General features: G+C 40.8%; 18 protein-coding genes. 7 read left to right on the forward strand and 11 right to left on the reverse strand.

The annotated features are described in order from the left end of the window. The first annotated feature begins 122 nt into the window (after window positions 1–122). The 5 genes from NSS80_RS12980 to NSS80_RS13000 all read left to right on the forward strand — a co-directional run bounded on the left by NSS80_RS12980 (window position 123) and on the right by NSS80_RS13000 (window position 4,018). The gene (locus NSS80_RS12980; protein ID WP_342498325.1) at window positions 123–449 is read left to right on the forward strand and encodes an uberolysin/carnocyclin family circular bacteriocin; all 327 of its coding nucleotides are present in this window, start codon (window positions 123–125) and stop codon (window positions 447–449) included. Window positions 450–977: 528 nt separating this feature from the next. Beyond that, entirely contained in the window at window positions 978–2,288 is a 1,311-nt protein-coding gene (locus NSS80_RS12985; protein ID WP_342498326.1) for a hypothetical protein, read from the forward strand. Next, the gene (locus NSS80_RS12990) at window positions 2,251–2,790 is read left to right on the forward strand and encodes a stage II sporulation protein M (protein WP_241770699.1); all 540 of its coding nucleotides are present in this window, start codon (window positions 2,251–2,253) and stop codon (window positions 2,788–2,790) included. The genes NSS80_RS12985 and NSS80_RS12990 overlap by 38 nt, the downstream gene beginning before the upstream one ends. Before the next feature lie 21 nt (window positions 2,791–2,811). After that, window positions 2,812–3,357, forward strand: coding sequence for a hypothetical protein (locus NSS80_RS12995; RefSeq protein WP_034280043.1), 546 nt, complete (start codon window positions 2,812–2,814; stop codon window positions 3,355–3,357). Next, the gene (locus NSS80_RS13000) at window positions 3,350–4,018 is read left to right on the forward strand and encodes an ABC transporter ATP-binding protein (protein WP_041118047.1); all 669 of its coding nucleotides are present in this window, start codon (window positions 3,350–3,352) and stop codon (window positions 4,016–4,018) included. The genes NSS80_RS12995 and NSS80_RS13000 overlap by 8 nt, the downstream gene beginning before the upstream one ends. A gap of 37 nt (window positions 4,019–4,055) precedes the next feature. Here NSS80_RS13000 and NSS80_RS13005 read toward each other — a convergent pair whose 3' ends face one another. After that, entirely contained in the window at window positions 4,056–4,349 is a 294-nt protein-coding gene (locus NSS80_RS13005) for a spore coat protein (RefSeq protein WP_024423071.1), read from the reverse strand. Between the two features lie 249 nt (window positions 4,350–4,598). Here NSS80_RS13005 and NSS80_RS13010 point away from each other — a divergent pair, with 249 nt between their 5' ends. After that, complete coding sequence (locus NSS80_RS13010; protein ID WP_024427922.1) at window positions 4,599–4,811, forward strand: hypothetical protein; 213 nt, start codon at window positions 4,599–4,601, stop codon at window positions 4,809–4,811. Between the two features lie 40 nt (window positions 4,812–4,851). Here the strand turns inward: NSS80_RS13010 and NSS80_RS13015 are convergent, their stop codons facing one another. The 4 genes from NSS80_RS13015 to NSS80_RS13030 all read right to left on the reverse strand — a co-directional run bounded on the left by NSS80_RS13015 (window position 4,852) and on the right by NSS80_RS13030 (window position 10,036). Next, on the reverse strand, window positions 4,852–6,192 hold the full coding sequence (locus NSS80_RS13015) for a sugar porter family MFS transporter (RefSeq protein WP_041118049.1): 1,341 nt from the start codon (window positions 6,190–6,192) through the stop codon (window positions 4,852–4,854). 81 nt (window positions 6,193–6,273) lie between these two features. Continuing rightward, complete coding sequence (gene araA, locus NSS80_RS13020; protein WP_317221925.1) at window positions 6,274–7,695, reverse strand: L-arabinose isomerase; 1,422 nt, start codon at window positions 7,693–7,695, stop codon at window positions 6,274–6,276. A gap of 17 nt (window positions 7,696–7,712) precedes the next feature. Beyond that, entirely contained in the window at window positions 7,713–8,417 is a 705-nt protein-coding gene (locus tag NSS80_RS13025; RefSeq protein ID WP_039180113.1) for an L-ribulose-5-phosphate 4-epimerase, read from the reverse strand. After that, complete coding sequence (locus tag NSS80_RS13030) at window positions 8,411–10,036, reverse strand: FGGY-family carbohydrate kinase (RefSeq protein ID WP_317221924.1); 1,626 nt, start codon at window positions 10,034–10,036, stop codon at window positions 8,411–8,413. Before NSS80_RS13030 ends, NSS80_RS13025 begins: the two co-directional genes overlap by 7 nt. 273 nt (window positions 10,037–10,309) lie before the next feature. Between NSS80_RS13030 and NSS80_RS13035 the strand changes: the two genes are divergently transcribed. Further along, window positions 10,310–11,398 carry a GntR family transcriptional regulator gene (locus NSS80_RS13035; RefSeq protein WP_025092855.1) on the forward strand — a complete coding sequence of 363 codons (1,089 nt, stop codon included), beginning with the start codon at window positions 10,310–10,312 and terminating at the stop codon, window positions 11,396–11,398. An 18-nt stretch (window positions 11,399–11,416) separates the two neighbouring features. Here the strand turns inward: NSS80_RS13035 and NSS80_RS13040 are convergent, their stop codons facing one another. From NSS80_RS13040 to NSS80_RS13065, 6 genes are all read right to left on the reverse strand, one after another. Continuing rightward, a complete protein-coding gene (locus tag NSS80_RS13040; protein WP_034280022.1) occupies window positions 11,417–12,427 on the reverse strand; it encodes a serine hydrolase in 1,011 nt (336 codons plus the stop codon). A 6-nt stretch (window positions 12,428–12,433) separates the two neighbouring features. Beyond that, entirely contained in the window at window positions 12,434–12,898 is a 465-nt protein-coding gene (locus NSS80_RS13045; protein WP_046311859.1) for a MarR family transcriptional regulator, read from the reverse strand. A gap of 85 nt (window positions 12,899–12,983) precedes the next feature. After that, window positions 12,984–13,709 carry a DsbA family oxidoreductase gene (locus tag NSS80_RS13050; RefSeq protein WP_034280019.1) on the reverse strand — a complete coding sequence of 242 codons (726 nt, stop codon included), beginning with the start codon at window positions 13,707–13,709 and terminating at the stop codon, window positions 12,984–12,986. 140 nt (window positions 13,710–13,849) lie between these two features. Further along, window positions 13,850–14,407 (reverse strand): 6-phospho-3-hexuloisomerase, encoded by a 558-nt coding sequence (gene hxlB / locus NSS80_RS13055; RefSeq protein ID WP_034280016.1) that lies wholly within the window; start codon window positions 14,405–14,407, stop codon window positions 13,850–13,852. Beyond that, window positions 14,404–15,036: a 3-hexulose-6-phosphate synthase gene (gene hxlA / locus NSS80_RS13060; protein ID WP_024423080.1), complete on the reverse strand. Its 633-nt coding sequence runs from the start codon at window positions 15,034–15,036 to the stop codon at window positions 14,404–14,406. The genes hxlB and hxlA overlap by 4 nt, the downstream gene beginning before the upstream one ends. Window positions 15,037–15,276: 240 nt before the next feature. Beyond that, window positions 15,277–15,633 (reverse strand): winged helix-turn-helix transcriptional regulator, encoded by a 357-nt coding sequence (locus NSS80_RS13065; protein WP_029708013.1) that lies wholly within the window; start codon window positions 15,631–15,633, stop codon window positions 15,277–15,279. Window positions 15,634–15,644: the final 11 nt, after the last annotated feature.

Consider the following 15,644-nt stretch of genomic DNA (forward strand, 5'->3'; position numbering starts at 1 on the left):
CACCTTTTTTATATTAATCTATAACTAATTCATGAAAAAAATGAAAAAAAAGGATTGCGATAAACTAAAAGATATCTTAAGATAAAATAGTAATAAAAATACAAAAAAGGGAGGAATTTGATATGACAGAAACAAGAAATGAAATCAAACTACATGTTCTTTTTGGTGCTTTAGCAGTAGGATTCCTTATGCTAGCTCTTTTTTCCTTCTCGCTACAAATGCTGCCCGTTGCTGATCTAGCAAAAGAATTTGGTATTCCAGGCAGTGTTGCAGCTGTTGTTCTGAACGTGGTTGAAGCGGGCGGGGCTGTTACAACAATTGTCTCCATTTTAACTGCTGTAGGATCAGGTGGTCTTTCTCTCATTGCAGCGGCTGGTAAAGAGACAATTCGTCAGTACCTTAAAAACGAAATTAAGAAAAACGGCCGTAAAGCTGTTATTGCTTGGTAATTCAATTTTATGACCCAATAGAAGGAGACTTTGTTCTCCTTCTATTTAAATTTTTATGCAGGTGAGAAGATGTTATATCCATTATTATCACTACTTCTATCAATTAGAATGAAACAACAATATTCAAATCTAGCTCAGTTTATAATACGCAGGGTTTCATTTTTCAAATCGTTTTCTTCTAAACAATACATATTATTTTCTTGCATTCTTGATACTTTATTCGGATGCCTGATTGTATTCGTTATTTATTCATATCTTTACTCTTCGGTCTATCAAATAGAATGGGAAAGTGCTTTTGTGATATTTTTGTTCCTTTTCTCTATTGTCAAAGGAATTGAATCTTATAGAAGAACGCATATTCTTCCTTTTGAAGAGTTAATACAGCTTGCACCTGTTTCCGCGAGACGCCTTTTTCAAACGCTTTTATTTTCAGAGTTGGTATGGCTTCTATTTACGAGCTTGAGTACTTATTTGATTTATTTTCTCTTTCAATATTTCATTGCTCAAACACATGACTGGATATTTTGGTTGAAGCATCTCAATGTTTTATTGACAGGCTTCTTACTTTTTATCGTCAGCAATAAGATATTTGGTGCTTACATCTATAACATTGTCGTAAAAAAAATTGGGATCATTCGTGTTCTTTTTTTCGCAAGCATCTCTTTACTTTTCTTCTTATTCGGAAGGGTTCTAATATCGAACGTTGTTTTCCCTTTTTATCACACCTTCCGACAACTTTTTCAATCAATTTCTTCGCTTGCAGAAGATGCGTTTTGGATTACACTTTCAAACAACTTGGTGTCTTTATATCAGAATAATCTTCAGCAAATCCATCATGCTTTATTTTCACAGGATTCGGTATTTCTACAATTTCTAGCGCTTTTTACTTCACCTGTCACATTTTTCGTGGTGATATTAGCTGCAACACTCGTCATGAAGACTCCTGTTCGCTGGATTCCGACTGGGAAAGAGCATGATCAAAGCTCAAAACATTTTAGAGATTTATATTATTGGTACTTTCAAGCACTTGATAAAATTCAGGGCTCGCTGTTTCAAAAGAATATGTTGATTCAAAAAGACCTTAAGGTGTTAAAAGAAAAAAGGTGGCTGCTGTCTAAAGAGTTTTTTAATTATATGTTCATGTCATATGAAGCCTTCTTCTATGTCGGGGTTATGACAGGTTTGATCTCGCTTATTGATCATCAAGCTTTGCAAATTCAGATATTATTCACATTAAATGTGATGATTTTAGCTAATCAAACATATGAAATGAGAATGCTGACCCCTTCTATATTCTCTTTGAGTGCTGAAAAAAAGAATATTTGGCTCTATGAGCTTTCTCAAACATCTCTTATGCAGTTTTTCTTATCAAAAATCCAGTTATTTTATTGTTTATTTTCTATACCATCACTCTTTCTACTTTTCATTAATCTATCAATCATAAGTGTATATCACCTTTTTGATGTTCAGATGCTCATTCAATTGGTGGCATTGGGGATTGGCTTTTACATTTTTCCATTGATTCAGCTGTATTTGTTTCCATTCACAACAAAATTCAATTTTATTCACGAGCATGAAATAGGGACAACCAATGAAGAAATAGAAGTTATCGATAAAGGACAGGCCTTTGCAAGGAATTTTCTCGTGTTGCCTTTCATGTACTATATGATCTTGACCTCTTTTCTACCTATTTTGCAGCATTCTACAAGTCTCATAAGCATTCTGTTTGCTTTATATTTTGTGATCGTTTCAGTGATTTGCTGGGTGTTATGCCGCAAGACCATCTATAAAGGGATTGAATATGTTGAAAAAAATAAGATGTTTTATATCGGAGAATAGACTGATTCTACGCCTCGGTTACCTCTACGCTGCTATCTTTATTGCAGCTGTGCTAATCGGAAGCCTTCTTCCTTATGATCAGATTCCTTATCTTAAAAAGGATGAAGAGATGTTTTTTCTATCTATTTTCTTAAACAATTTACAAGTTGGAATGGCGATATTAGGAATTGGAGCTTTTACAGGCGGCATCATGTCTGCAGGCATTCTTTTTTACAACGGCTACATTATCGGCAAACTCGTTCAGTATTTGATTGTCAATCACGAAGCGAAGCAGCTATTCACAGGACTCCTGCCTCATGCTTTCGTAGAAGTCCTTGGATTAATTCTGTTTTCAATCGTCAGCTCTTATCCTTTTATTTATCTCTATCGATTTATAAAAGGAGAAACAATTGAATTAAAAAAACTGACCCTAACTGTGCTTCAATTGATTTTTGCAGCAGCCATTCTTTTATTCATGGCATCTCTTTTAGAGCAATACGTTAGCCATGTACATCTACCATAGAAGAAAGGAGAATGTGGTTCCATGGAGCTACTTCTACGTCCTAAGCAATTTTTCAATCAGAATCAATCGATTAAAACCATTGTAGGCCTTGTCTTACTATCATTATTTGTGTCGACTGTCTTTTTAACATTTTTTATTATTGATTTGTTAGTAGATGAACCTTTATCCACTGGGAAACAACTTGCCAGCATTGTTTTTATCTTTTTGCTGACAATCCCGCTTTATTTCATTTTAAATTTTCTCAGTACTGTCCTAACTTCTATTTATATGTATTTTTTTCATAAAGCTTTTATTCTACGCAAAATGTATCTTGTTATTTTGGTTTATAATGCATTTCTTTTATTAGTGAATAGTGCAGCGATCTATTGTGTGATGGTGTTACAATTAGATCACTATTTTCTCTTGATTCAAATAGTTTCCTTCTTATTCAACTTATATCTTTTACGGATCCTTTATGATGGAATTATTTACTATGCTGAAGGATCAAAAAAAGCTGCCTTAGCAACTGTGATCTTGTATATGCTTGTGACGACTGCGTTTGTTATTGGAGGATTCATCAATGGCTAAACTTCAAGTGTCTCAGCTATCTTTTCGCTATGAAACAACAGAAGAGAATTCTCCCCTTCTCGATCATGTGTCATTTGATCTGAAAGAAAGTGATCGAGCTTGTATTATTGGAAAGAACGGCAGCGGTAAATCGACACTTTTAAAGATCATCGCAGGTCTGCTTCCTTCAGCATCAGAAACGATTTTACTTAACGAGCAGCATCACCCTGGAACCGCTCAATATAAAAGTCTGGTAGCATACATCCCAGATAAACCTTTAGTCTATGATGCGCTCACTGGTTTCGAGCATATGGAGCTTATCCAGTCTTTATGGAAAATGAAAAAGTCGGAAAAGGTTTTATACAAAGACACCTTTCTATCGCTTTGTGATACATTTGATTTAACTCATGCCCTAAAAATGCCTGTCAAACAATATTCATTGGGCATGAGATATAAACTTTTCTTTAATTGTATGGTGGCAAGATCTCCAGAGCTGATCATTCTTGACGAGCCTTTTACCTCTCTTGATGAAGCCTCTCAAATACAATCGATTTCTTTATTAAAAAAAGAGTTCTCTCATCGATGTGTTTTATTTACAAGCCATCAGCGCTACCTTTATTCAGAGTTAGGAAATCGTTTCTTCCAGCTGGATCAGGGACAATTAAATGAAATGGAGCATTAGACATACAAAAGGCATCCCATAAAAGGATGCCCCTTCATTACCACTTACAGCGCTTCACCGGACGGCAGCAAGGGTTTTTAATATCACTGCCGCAATCGTATTCTTCTACAATATACTCGTTGTGAGTCGATTCAGTGACCGGATAGTAGTTTTCGATTCTTTTGATGTTTTTATTGACGTTTGTGATATGCGTTGGATGAATTTTTCTGATCGTTTGTTCATTCGTTCTTGTGTTGACAATTTGACGTGTGGGGAAAACAACCGTTTCGTCTCCTCCTTGGTTTCCTCTGCGAGGTCCAAAGAAGAAATCATCTAATCGATTTCGGCTCATCTTAACACCCCTTCAAGTTGTCTTTCACTTACACTCTATCGTATGTCAGAAGCACCTTTCGTGATTAGATGCATGTCTATTTTTAAAAAAATCCACTTTCTATCTATTTTTCTCTTTCTTTACAAAAGGACAATTTTAACATATTATACAAATGATATCTTAGGAAGACAGGTCATCCATGAAAACAAAACATCAGCTCTTTTTATTCAATGAATTTTTCCACTCATTATCAAATAAGAGGTGAACGATATGATCAACACGACACAGCCATTCGAACGAAACAAGCTAGACATTGCACTTGAACTAACTCAATTACATCTGAATCAATATCAAACAAACCATCCTGATCAGCTGAGTGAAATTTACGCGAAATATTACGCACTGCTTGAAGTGCTGGATTTGTCTTCCTATGATCAATTGATTGATTTACTGCCAAATGAGCTCAAACAGACGCTTGAGTAAAAAACCATCTACCCACATGGGATAGATGGTTTTCTTAAATTTATACACGTGCAGCCATATCGGTTTCGATTTGCTCTAAACTTCTTCCCTTTGTCTCGACTAGCACAAAACGGGTGAATAACAGCCCGATTAAGCAGATGACTCCGAATGAGGAGAAAATGACCCCAAAGCTGAATTGATCAGCCAAAATAGGGAAAACGAGTCCAACTGCTAACGATCCGGTCCAGTTAAAGGCAGAAGAGATACCTGCTCCGATGCCTCTGACAGAAAGCGGGAAGATTTCGCCGATGATGATCCAAGTGATCGGTGCCCACGAGAAGGCATAGCACAAAATAAAGCAGCAAAGTGAAATCAATGTCACCCAGTTTAAAATTCCTTCACTAACGCCAAGTGCCCCTAATGCGGCTGGAGCAAAGAAAGAAAGGGCCATGCCCGATCCCCCTACGGTGAGAATCGTTCGGCGGTCGAAGCGGTCAACAAATTGTAAAAAGATCACGGTCGTGACGACGAAAATGACACCGACAATGACTGTAAAACCTGCGGCGACCTGCGGCGCAAGACCTACATTCCGAGCGATACTCGTTGCATAATAGACAATGGAGTTCGCGCCTTGAATTTGCTGAAGGGTTGCCATTCCAACCCCAATGAAAAGAGCCATTCGGAATTTCTTTTGAAACAATTCACGAATTCCCGAGCGTTCTTCTTTGGCGACTTCTAAAATTTCCTGCATTTCTGATTCGATTTCTTCACGGGAAGAACGCAGTGATCCTAATACTTCCCGTGCTTTATGAGCCATTCCGTGTTTAATCAAATATCTCGGAGATTCAGGGAGCTTCAGCATCCCAATATAAAGCACGATCGCAAATAAAGCGGCACTTCCCAGCATCCAGCGCCAGCTGTCCGGGATGGGTTCAAACACAAACGCGACAATATAACTGAGCAATAGACCAGTGACAATCATGAGCTGATTGAGTCCAGATAATTTCCCGCGGATTTTAGCAGGAGCGATTTCAGACATATAAGCCGGAACCAAAGATGAGGCTGTTCCTACTGCTGTCCCTAAAAAGATTCGAGCGATGGTGAGTGAAATCTCTTCTGGTGCAATAGCTGATCCGATAGCCCCGACAAAAAAGATAACGGATGAGACCAAAATGAGTTTTCTGCGGCCAAATTTATCCCCTAAGAGACCGCTTAAGATGGAGCCAATGATGGCCCCGCCCATTAATGAAGAGACAACGATTCCAAGCCATAATGGGCTGAGCTGAAATTCTTCCTGAATATGTCCTTCCGCCCCTGCAATAATACCAATATCATATCCAAATAAGATGCCTGCAAAGGACCCGAAAAAGAAGATAAATTTGCTTGACACTTTTTTCTCCAAGTGGATGACCCCCTCACTTAATTAACCGCTTTCATTTCACCCGGTGCTTCTACTGTAACCAGTAGAAGACCTTTCCCCCTTCTATAAAACCACATATTCTGCATTGACTAGCTTTGCAAAGTGAACAATTTGATCAACCTTTAAATTGAGAGACACGACTGTATGATGGCCCCCGCCTTCTTTAATCCATGCTTTGACGCCATCCTGAAAATTCGGTTTGATTTTCCACAATACACGCGCAACTGGTAAATGAGGTGCTGCTTCCTCTGGCTCAAAGGCTTCGACTTCTTGTATGAGCCATTTGAAATGTGTTCCAAAATCCGCTATAGAGACAACGACACCCTCGCCTGCTTTTCCATCAAACACAAGACGTGCTGGATCTTCCCGGTTTCCAATTCCAAGTGGAGACACGACAATGACAGGTTTTGTATGGGCGAGCGCTGGATCTACTTCCAGCATATGAGATTGCAGCACTGCTTCCTCTCCAGACGTCATTTCATATGTGTAGTCCTCCATAAAACCAGTGGATTGATGATGGCTCATCACTTTTAATAAGCGGTCCAGTGCGGCCGTTTTCCAATCACCTTCCCCAGCAAAGCCGTAGCCCTTTGCCATCAGTCGCTGTACCGCAAGTCCAGGCAGCTGCTTCATCCCATGTAAATCTTCAAAGTTTGTTGTAAAGGCATGATAGCCGCCTTCATCTAAGAAACGTTTGATGGCGATCTCATATCGCGCCTGCACCTTGACACTTTTTTCCCACTCTTCAACTGAATACGTTCCATAATTCACATCATATTGCGTTAAATACTCAGCAAATAATGCATCTACCTCTTCGTCATCTACTGCATTTACATATTCGACGAGATCGCCTATTCCAAAGTAGTCAACGGTCCATCCTAATTGAATCTGTGCTTCGATTTTATCGCCTTCTGTCACAGCCACATGCCGCATGTTGTCACCAAACCGGGCTACTTTGATGTGAAAGCTCTCATGATAGGCAGCCGCAACATCCATCCAATCCGCAATTTGCTGCTGCACTTCCGGCTTTGACCAATGACCGGTCACAATTTGGTTTTGTTTATTTAAACGTGCATTAATATAGCCATATTCTCTGTCTCCATGTGCGGATTGGTGGAGATTCATATAGTCCATGTCGATCGTGTCCCACGGAATCTTTTCATAATATTGTGTGACAAGGTGCAAAAGAGGCTTTTGCAAAAGGCTAGTGCCGCGTATCCACATTTTTGCTGGAGAAAATGTATGCATCCACGTCATCACACCGACAACTTCATCGCGATAATTGACCTCTTTCATAAGCTGTGTGATTTGATCAGCGCTGACAGCCAGGTTTTGCAAGATCACGGGATAAGGAAGTAAACCGCTCTCATTTAAAGCATCCGTCATCTTTTGTGCATCTGCTTTTACTTTTTGCAGTGCTTCATCACCATATAAATGCTGTGACCCAACGATAAACCAAAATTCTTTTTTCTGACTTGTTAACATAGATATCCCTCTTTTCTTTATCTTGAAGGTTTTTGTCCGTAATACGCATGCTTTCCATGTTTTCTTAAGTAATGTTTATCTAAAATTCGCTGCGGTAATGGCTCCGCAAATTCGTTCAATTGCTTGGCAAAAAGGTTCATCTTGGCGACTTCATCTAAAATCACACTGTTTGTGACCGCACTTTTTGCATCTTTCCCCCACGTAAACGGCCCATGACCTTGAAGCAAGACACCCGGCACCGCCATCACATCTAGGTTTCTTTTCTCAAACGTTTCGATGATCAGCCGGCCCGTTTCTACCTCATAACCGCGATTGACTTCTTCTTCTGTTAGAAAACGAGCGCACGGAACGGCTCCGTAAAATGTATCGGCATGCGTTGTGCCCATTGCTGGTAAATCAAGACCTGCCTGCGCCCAAACGGTTGCCCACATAGAATGGCTATGTGAAATGCCGCCAATTTCCTCAAAGTGTTTGTAAAGAACTGCATGTGTAGCTGTATCTGACGAAGGGCTGAATTCCCCTTCCACTACTTCACCGTCAAAGTTCACAACGACCATGTCTTTTGCTGATAGCTGGTCATACGCTATGCCGCTCGGCTTAATCACAAACAAACCACTGTCACGATCACATGCACTGACATTACCCCATGTAAATTTCACAAGTCCGTATTTTGGCAAATCTAAATTTGCTTGATACACTTCTTCTTTTAAGCGATCTAGCATACCGTCGTCACTCCTTTCGTTGGCATGAGATGTGCTACCGCCGCTTCTTCAATCGCAAGCCCATTTTGATAGCGCTTTAAAAATTCGTTAAAACCTTTGACATCGAGTGGATCGGGCTCCATGAGCTCTTCTGATGTATGGGCAAATACGCGATGGGTGAGAAATTCAGCCAATGTTTGCTGCTGATGATGGACCATATATGAAGCAAGGACAGCCATCCCAAACGCACCGCCTTCTCCCGCTGTTGAAACAACTGATACAGGTGTATTCAGCGCTGCGGCAACCATTTTTTGTCCAACGAGCGGTGTTTTAAATAATCCCCCATGCCCTAGTAAGCGGTCAATCACTACATGTTCCTGTTCCTTTAATCGGTCCATGCCTATTTTCATAGCACCAAAAGCAGAGAACAAATGGGTGCGCATGAAATTAGCAAGGTTAAAGCGGCTTTCAGGAGACCTGACAAAAAGAGGTCTTCCTTCTGGCAGTTTCGTAATATTTTCACCAGAGTAATAGCCATAGCTTAAGAGTCCGCCGCCATCTCGATCTGCTTCTAAAGCTTGCTGCAATAAGGATTCGTATAACCTTTCTGACTCCACTTGCAGGCCAAGTGCTTCAAATGCCTCTCTGAATATATTCATCCAAGCGTTTAGGTCACTTGTACAGTTATTCGCATGAACCATGGCAACTGGCAGTCCATCCGGCGTCGTGACAAGATCCACTTCTGGATACACACCTTTTAGATCCTGCTCCAGCACAATCATGGCAAAAACCGACGTCCCAACAGAAATATTCCCGGTCCGTCTTTCTACACTGTTTGTCGCCACCATTCCCGTTCCAGCGTCACCTTCCGGCGGGCAAAATGGAATGCCTGGCTGCAAATGTTTTCCTTGATCCAAAATGGCTGCTCCTGCTGCCGTTAACACGCCAGCCTCCTCACCTGCTAAATAAACACGCGGCAGAAGATGACGAAGCTTCCACGGATAGCCTTTTTCTGCAATCAATGCTTCAAATTGCTGGAGCATTTCTTCATTGTAGTCCTTCGTTTGTTCGTCAATTGGGAACATCCCTGACGCATCGCCAATACCAATGGCCTGCTTTCCGGTTAACAGCCAGTGAATATATCCTGACAAAGTGGTCATATATTCTAATCGGGATAGATGTTTTTCATCTTCTAATACCGCTTGATACAAATGGGCAATGCTCCATCTTTCTGGAATATGAAATTGAAATACGTCTGTCAGCTTTTGACTCGCCTCGATGGTCGTTCCGTTCCGCCATGTTCGGAACGGAACGAGAACCTCTCCTGTATGATCACATGCCACATAGCCATGCATCATCGCTGATACCCCGATTGAGCCAATGGTTTGAATGGTCACACCATACTTTTGCTCGGCCTGTTCTTTCATCTCTCGATACGCCACTTGCAGACCTGTAATGATATCAATTAAGTTGTACGTCCATATTCCATCTTGGAGAAAACTTTCCCATTCATATGCACCTCGTGCAATTGGCTGAAATTCCTCATCTATTAAAATCGCTTTAATTCGTGTTGAACCAAATTCAATGCCTAAAGATGTCCGTCCTTCTTTCAAGGCTTTGGCCGTCTCTTTGTGATCCACTCTACGTTCACCCCCATTTTTGATAGCGGTTTCAATTTTCTTTTTCTAGATTCATTGATTCTCTGGTACAATCACAATATAATATTTGTACGTACATATGTCAATAATAAATATAGTTGTACATACATAATGCGACAAAAACTTTCATTTTTTCTGAAGGGGTCATAACAGAAAAGGGAAGCGCCTGTTTTTGATCCGACAACCATGTTAAAATATGTCCATACAATTTCTTCTCAATCCGAGTAGATGATCAACTGAGAAAGAAGTGAAACGATGAAAAAGAAGTACCAGATCATTATTGATGATATAAAAAGCAAAATACTCACAGGGGATTATCGGATCGGTGAGCGTATTCCAACCGAATCAAGCCTGCAAGACATGTATCAAGTAAGCAGACATACAGTTCGAAAAGCCATTTTGGAATTGTCCAGCGAAGGATTTTTGCGCAGCGAAAAAGGTTCAGGCACATTTGTGACCAATCAATATCAAACAAAACCTGCGGGACATGCACATATGAAAACGATTGGTGTCATTACAACATACATATCCGATTACATTTTTCCTTCTATCATTCGAGGCATTGAAAGCCGTTTAAACGAAGAGAACTATTCTTTATTACTGGCAAGCACAAATAACGATGTTGAGCAGGAGAAAAAAGCGCTGGAAATGATGCTGTCGTTTGGTGTGGACGGACTTATCGTCGAGCCGACGAAAAGCAATTTATATAACCCAAACATCTCGTACTATTTATCCTTTAAAGAACAGGATGTACCGCTCATTATGATCAATGCCTATTATGAGCAGTTAGAGGTTCCTTTTCTCTGTTTGGATGATGTAAAATCCAGCTATTTAGCCACAAAAGAGCTGATCACCTCTGGACATCAGCAAATTGGGCTTATTTCAAAAACAGATGATTTACAGGGAAAATATCGGATGAAGGGCTATATTCAGGCGCTAGGTGAAGCGAAGCTTAATTTCCTGCCTGAGCATGTGCTTTTTTTCGATACAGAATCGAAGCAGCATTTAGGGGAGCAAATTTCCACATTCCTGATGGCGCACAGACATGAGCTGACTGCCCTTGTTTGCTATAACGATGAGGTGGGTTTAGAAGTAGCCAATGTATGCAGCGAAATCGGGCTGTCCATTCCAGATGATCTCTCGATTATTGGACAGGATAATTCATATATCGCCCAGAAAAATGCCCATGTGAAGCTGACAACACTGACCCATCCTCAGGAGCAAATGGGCCGTGATGCAGCAGACTGGATGATTAAAAAAGTACAAGGGAAAAAGAATCTCCCTGATCAAACGTTTTACGAGCCTGAATTGGTTCCAGGTGAAACGATCAAACGAATAAAATGAGCCCCTACTCCAAGTGGCTCATTTTATTTTAGATTCCAGCATATCCAGCAGATCATACGCTATACGATCGGGAGAGTCTTGCGTGATTCGATTACGGTAGTTGGATAAAACGACCACGCCTGTTTTTGAATGCGGGCGGAAGCCCATGAAACTGGAGAATCCAGACGTCGCCCCATTATGGCAAATGAGTCCTGTGTCATCGATGACCCAGCCGAGTCCCATTGACATGTTCCTGCCCATATCCCGTCTTGGTTCATGCGTGATTTTCCAAAAAGAATCCGCATCTGCGTGTAGATGGCTAGAGAGAAATGACAATAAATCTGTGATGGTCGAGCGAATAGCGCCAGCTCCTTGATAGTCAAGCATATGAAGCGGCGGAACCTCTTTTCCATTTTCCCGATGCCCTAAGATCATCTTTGCTTCTACATTATCCTTAATCGTAATAAAGGTACTTGATAGATGAAGCTCATCCACGATATATTCCATCAATAGCTGTTCATATGTTTTGTGACGAGACCAGCCCATGATTAAACCAAGCAGACCCATACCCACATTGGAATAACGAGATGGAAAGCTTTTTGGCTGATTCCACTTTTTCGAATTTAACAGTTTCATTAATTCATCGAGTGAATACTGACAGAACATATCTCTTCTCACTTTAGGAAGGAAGCATAGCTGCAAATCTCTAAGAAGACGATGCGGAGGAAGACCAGACGTATGGGTTGCCAGCTGCTCTATTTGAATGGGGTGATTCTTTCGAATGTGAGGACAATACAGAGAAATCGAATTATCGAGTTTCATCTGCCCTTTTTGCATCATGCTTGCCAATATACTTGTCGTAAAGACTTTTGAAATCGAGCCAATCTCAAAAATGACATCCTCTGGCTGCACTCGCTTTTGTATAGGGTGATCCCCGAAATGAAAGACATGCGTTTCCCCTTGATGAATCAGTCCGATCACAAGCAGCGCCTCCTTCTTTTTCTCTGTATAAGAGGAAGCGATTCTCTGTACTTCTTGTTTGAGCGTCATTCATTCTCATCCTTTCTCTTCGTTTTGATGTGGGATCAATTGATCAAGCTTTTCATAAATCGATGTCAATGTGGATATCTCATCGAAGGATAATGCTGAATAATATTTTTCAATAATCGCAAGCTCTACCTTTCGCATATTCTCAAGGTACGTTTTTGCCTTCTCAGAAAGTTCAACATGCAATTCCCTCCGGTTATTCGGGTTAATGCTGCGGCGAATCCATTCTTTTTTTTCAAGCGTGTTTAACAATTGACTCACTGCACTTTGAGTGATGCCTAATTGCTGGGCAATTTGAATAGGAGAACTTCCCCCTTTCTGCTCAATAAAATTCAGTACAATATGCTGCTTATCGGTTAACTCATCTACAAATAATTCTTCAAACTCTAATCGGAGCTTTTGATGGATGCGGGCTTCGATATTGTTTAGCTCTTGAATCATAGCTGTTTTGGATGTCACTTTTATCACCTTCATAATTAAGATATCTTAAGTATAAAGCAACCTTTATATTAAAACAAGAAAAAATCCCCATCTTTTTAGAAAGATAGGGAACTTGCTATTACGCTTCTTCTTTAGGAGTAGGCACCGCACATACGCCATCTGCACATGCTGCTTCAAATGAATTGGCAGACGCTTTTTCTGCTTGAGCTGCTTCCTCTGTCCAAGCTGTTTCAAGTGCGCGCAGGAACGTATCGGCCGGCTGCGCACCTGCAACTGAATACTTGTCATTGATCAAGAAAAACGGAACAGCATTGATACCAAGCTGTCTCGCTTCTTGTTCATCTTTTCGGACATGATCGGTAAATGCTTCGCTGCCCAAAACTTGCTGTACTTCCTTCTCATCAAGACCTGCTTTTTCTGCAATTTGTAAAAGGGTTTGACGATCACCAACATGCTTTCCATCTGTAAAATATGCTTGAAACAGTTCTCCCATGACAAAATCGCCTTTCCCCATTTGACCAGCATATTGCGCCAATCGATGGGCATCAAAGGTGTTGGTCAACACGAGCGGATCAAATTGAAAATCGATCCCTTTCTCTTTGCCGGCCTGCTTCACCTGCTCATTCATCGCCATGGCCTGGCTGCGGCTCATGCCATATTTTTTGACGAGCATATCATGAACGTCATGATCGACTTGAGCAGGTGCGTGGGGATCAAGCTCAAAGCTTTTAAACTCTATCTCTACCTGGTCCTTCTCTGGGAATTGTTCTAGCGCTGTTTCCAGCTGTTTTTTTCCTATATAACAAAAAGGACAGGCGATATCTGACCAAATTTGTACTTTCATGTTCATCTTCCTTCCGTGCTTGCACTTTTTCTTTAACGATGTAACTATTATAGTTACATCAAATCGGTTATGTCAAGATTCTGGGCTTGATTGAAATGAAAAAGCCTCTCCTTTTAAGAAAGGAAAGGCGTTGAAAATGACTATTCTAAATTTGCATGGTGACCGTACATTGTATGTGTATCGAGCTCTTTCATTTCCATTAACCGCAAAATGACCCCATCGTAAGTCAAAAGAAGCAGCTGCTCAAATAGTGAACCCATTGGCTGAATGGTATGATGACTTCCTTCCTGTTGATCCTTCGGTGCACCTGACAATAAGATGACTTCATCCGATAGATCAGCTAAAGGTGACTCAGCAGAAAGCGTGAACGCTGCCACTTTTCCGCCAATTGCTTTTGCCTTTTTTGCAAGGACAAGCAAAGACTCTGTGCGACCAGAGCCGCTCCCCACAATCAAGAGATCCTTTTTGGTAAAAGAAGGCGTATTCGTTTCTCCAATGACATAAGCCTTGACGCCAATATGCGTAAGTCTCATCGCAAACGATTTTCCCATCAAACCAGACCTGCCTGCACCTGCCACAAAGACTTTTTGTGCAGATAAAATACTTGTGACCAGGCGCTCTGCTTGTTCGTCTTGAATGGCTGGCGAATGCTCAGAAAGCTCATTTAAAATGGCCTTCACATAGTCGCTGGTCTTCATGATTGTGCGATCAGCTGCTTCATTTGTGCCGCTACTTCTGCTTTATTGTCCTGGCTTGCGATACCGCCGCCGACAATGATTAAATCAGGGTTTAATTTCACGACTTCAGGTAACGTATCAAGCTTAATTCCGCCTGCAATCGCTGTTTTTGCCTGCTTGACGACTTGTTTAATTGTCATAAGGTCAGCAAATGAGTTTTGACCAACCGCTTGCAGGTCATAGCCTGTATGCACACAAATATAATCGACTCCAAGCGCATCCAGCTCTTTTGCACGGCCTGCGATATCTTTGATGCCAATCATATCAACTAAAATTTGTTTTCCTCTTGCTTTTGCTTCTTTCACCGCTCCTTGAATGGACATATCTTCTGCCGCTGCAAGAATGGTGACGATATCTGCTCCTGCTTCGGAGGCCTGCTGCACTTCATAGCCGGCAGCATCCATAATTTTCAGATCAGCGAGTACACGTAAATTCGGAAAAGCCTGCTTGACTTCTTTTACAGCACGAAGCCCTTCGTTAATCACAACAGGTGTCCCAATTTCGACCACATCAATGGATGCTTCTACTTCTTTGATCAGCTCAATTGCCTCTGGTATATTTACTAAATCTAATGCTAATTGTAATTTCATCAACTTTCACTCCCGTTTTTTCATCTCATCTTCAAGAGCTCCGCGGATGATGCATCTTGAACGATGAAATGAGTATAACAACAGGATGGACGCAATCCAAGTACGCACTTTTTTTTTACATACTATACTTTTCCGCATATGGTTACAAAAAAGATACTGTCTTTTGGCCAGTATCTCAGCGTAAAGACAAAGGGCTAAAATAAAGTTATTTTAGCCCTTTGCCTACAATCGGTCATCTTTCTATTTATCATCTTTTAAAAAATTACTGTCGAGATACTGTTTTCCCCAATCATACATCGCCTCTAAAATCGGCATTAAGCTTTCTCCTAGTTCTGTGAGAGAATACTCAACCTTTGGCGGGACGACAGGATAAACCTCCCGGTGCACAATGTGATCTTCCTCTAATTCTCTTAGCTGATTGACAAGCATTCTTTGCGTAATCCCAGGCATTAACGACTTTAACTCACCAAAACGTTTTGTCCCTTCTCTGCCAAGGTGCCATAAAATCAGCATTTTCCACTTACCGCCGATAATATTCAGCGTCAGCTCTTTTTCGCAATTGAATACTTTATTTTCCATTCGTGATGACAACAACATACACTCCTTTA

The organism is Bacillus sp. FSL M8-0350 (genome assembly GCF_038593345.1).
In the GTDB taxonomy this organism is placed as follows: domain Bacteria; phylum Bacillota; class Bacilli; order Bacillales; family Bacillaceae; genus Bacillus; species Bacillus safensis.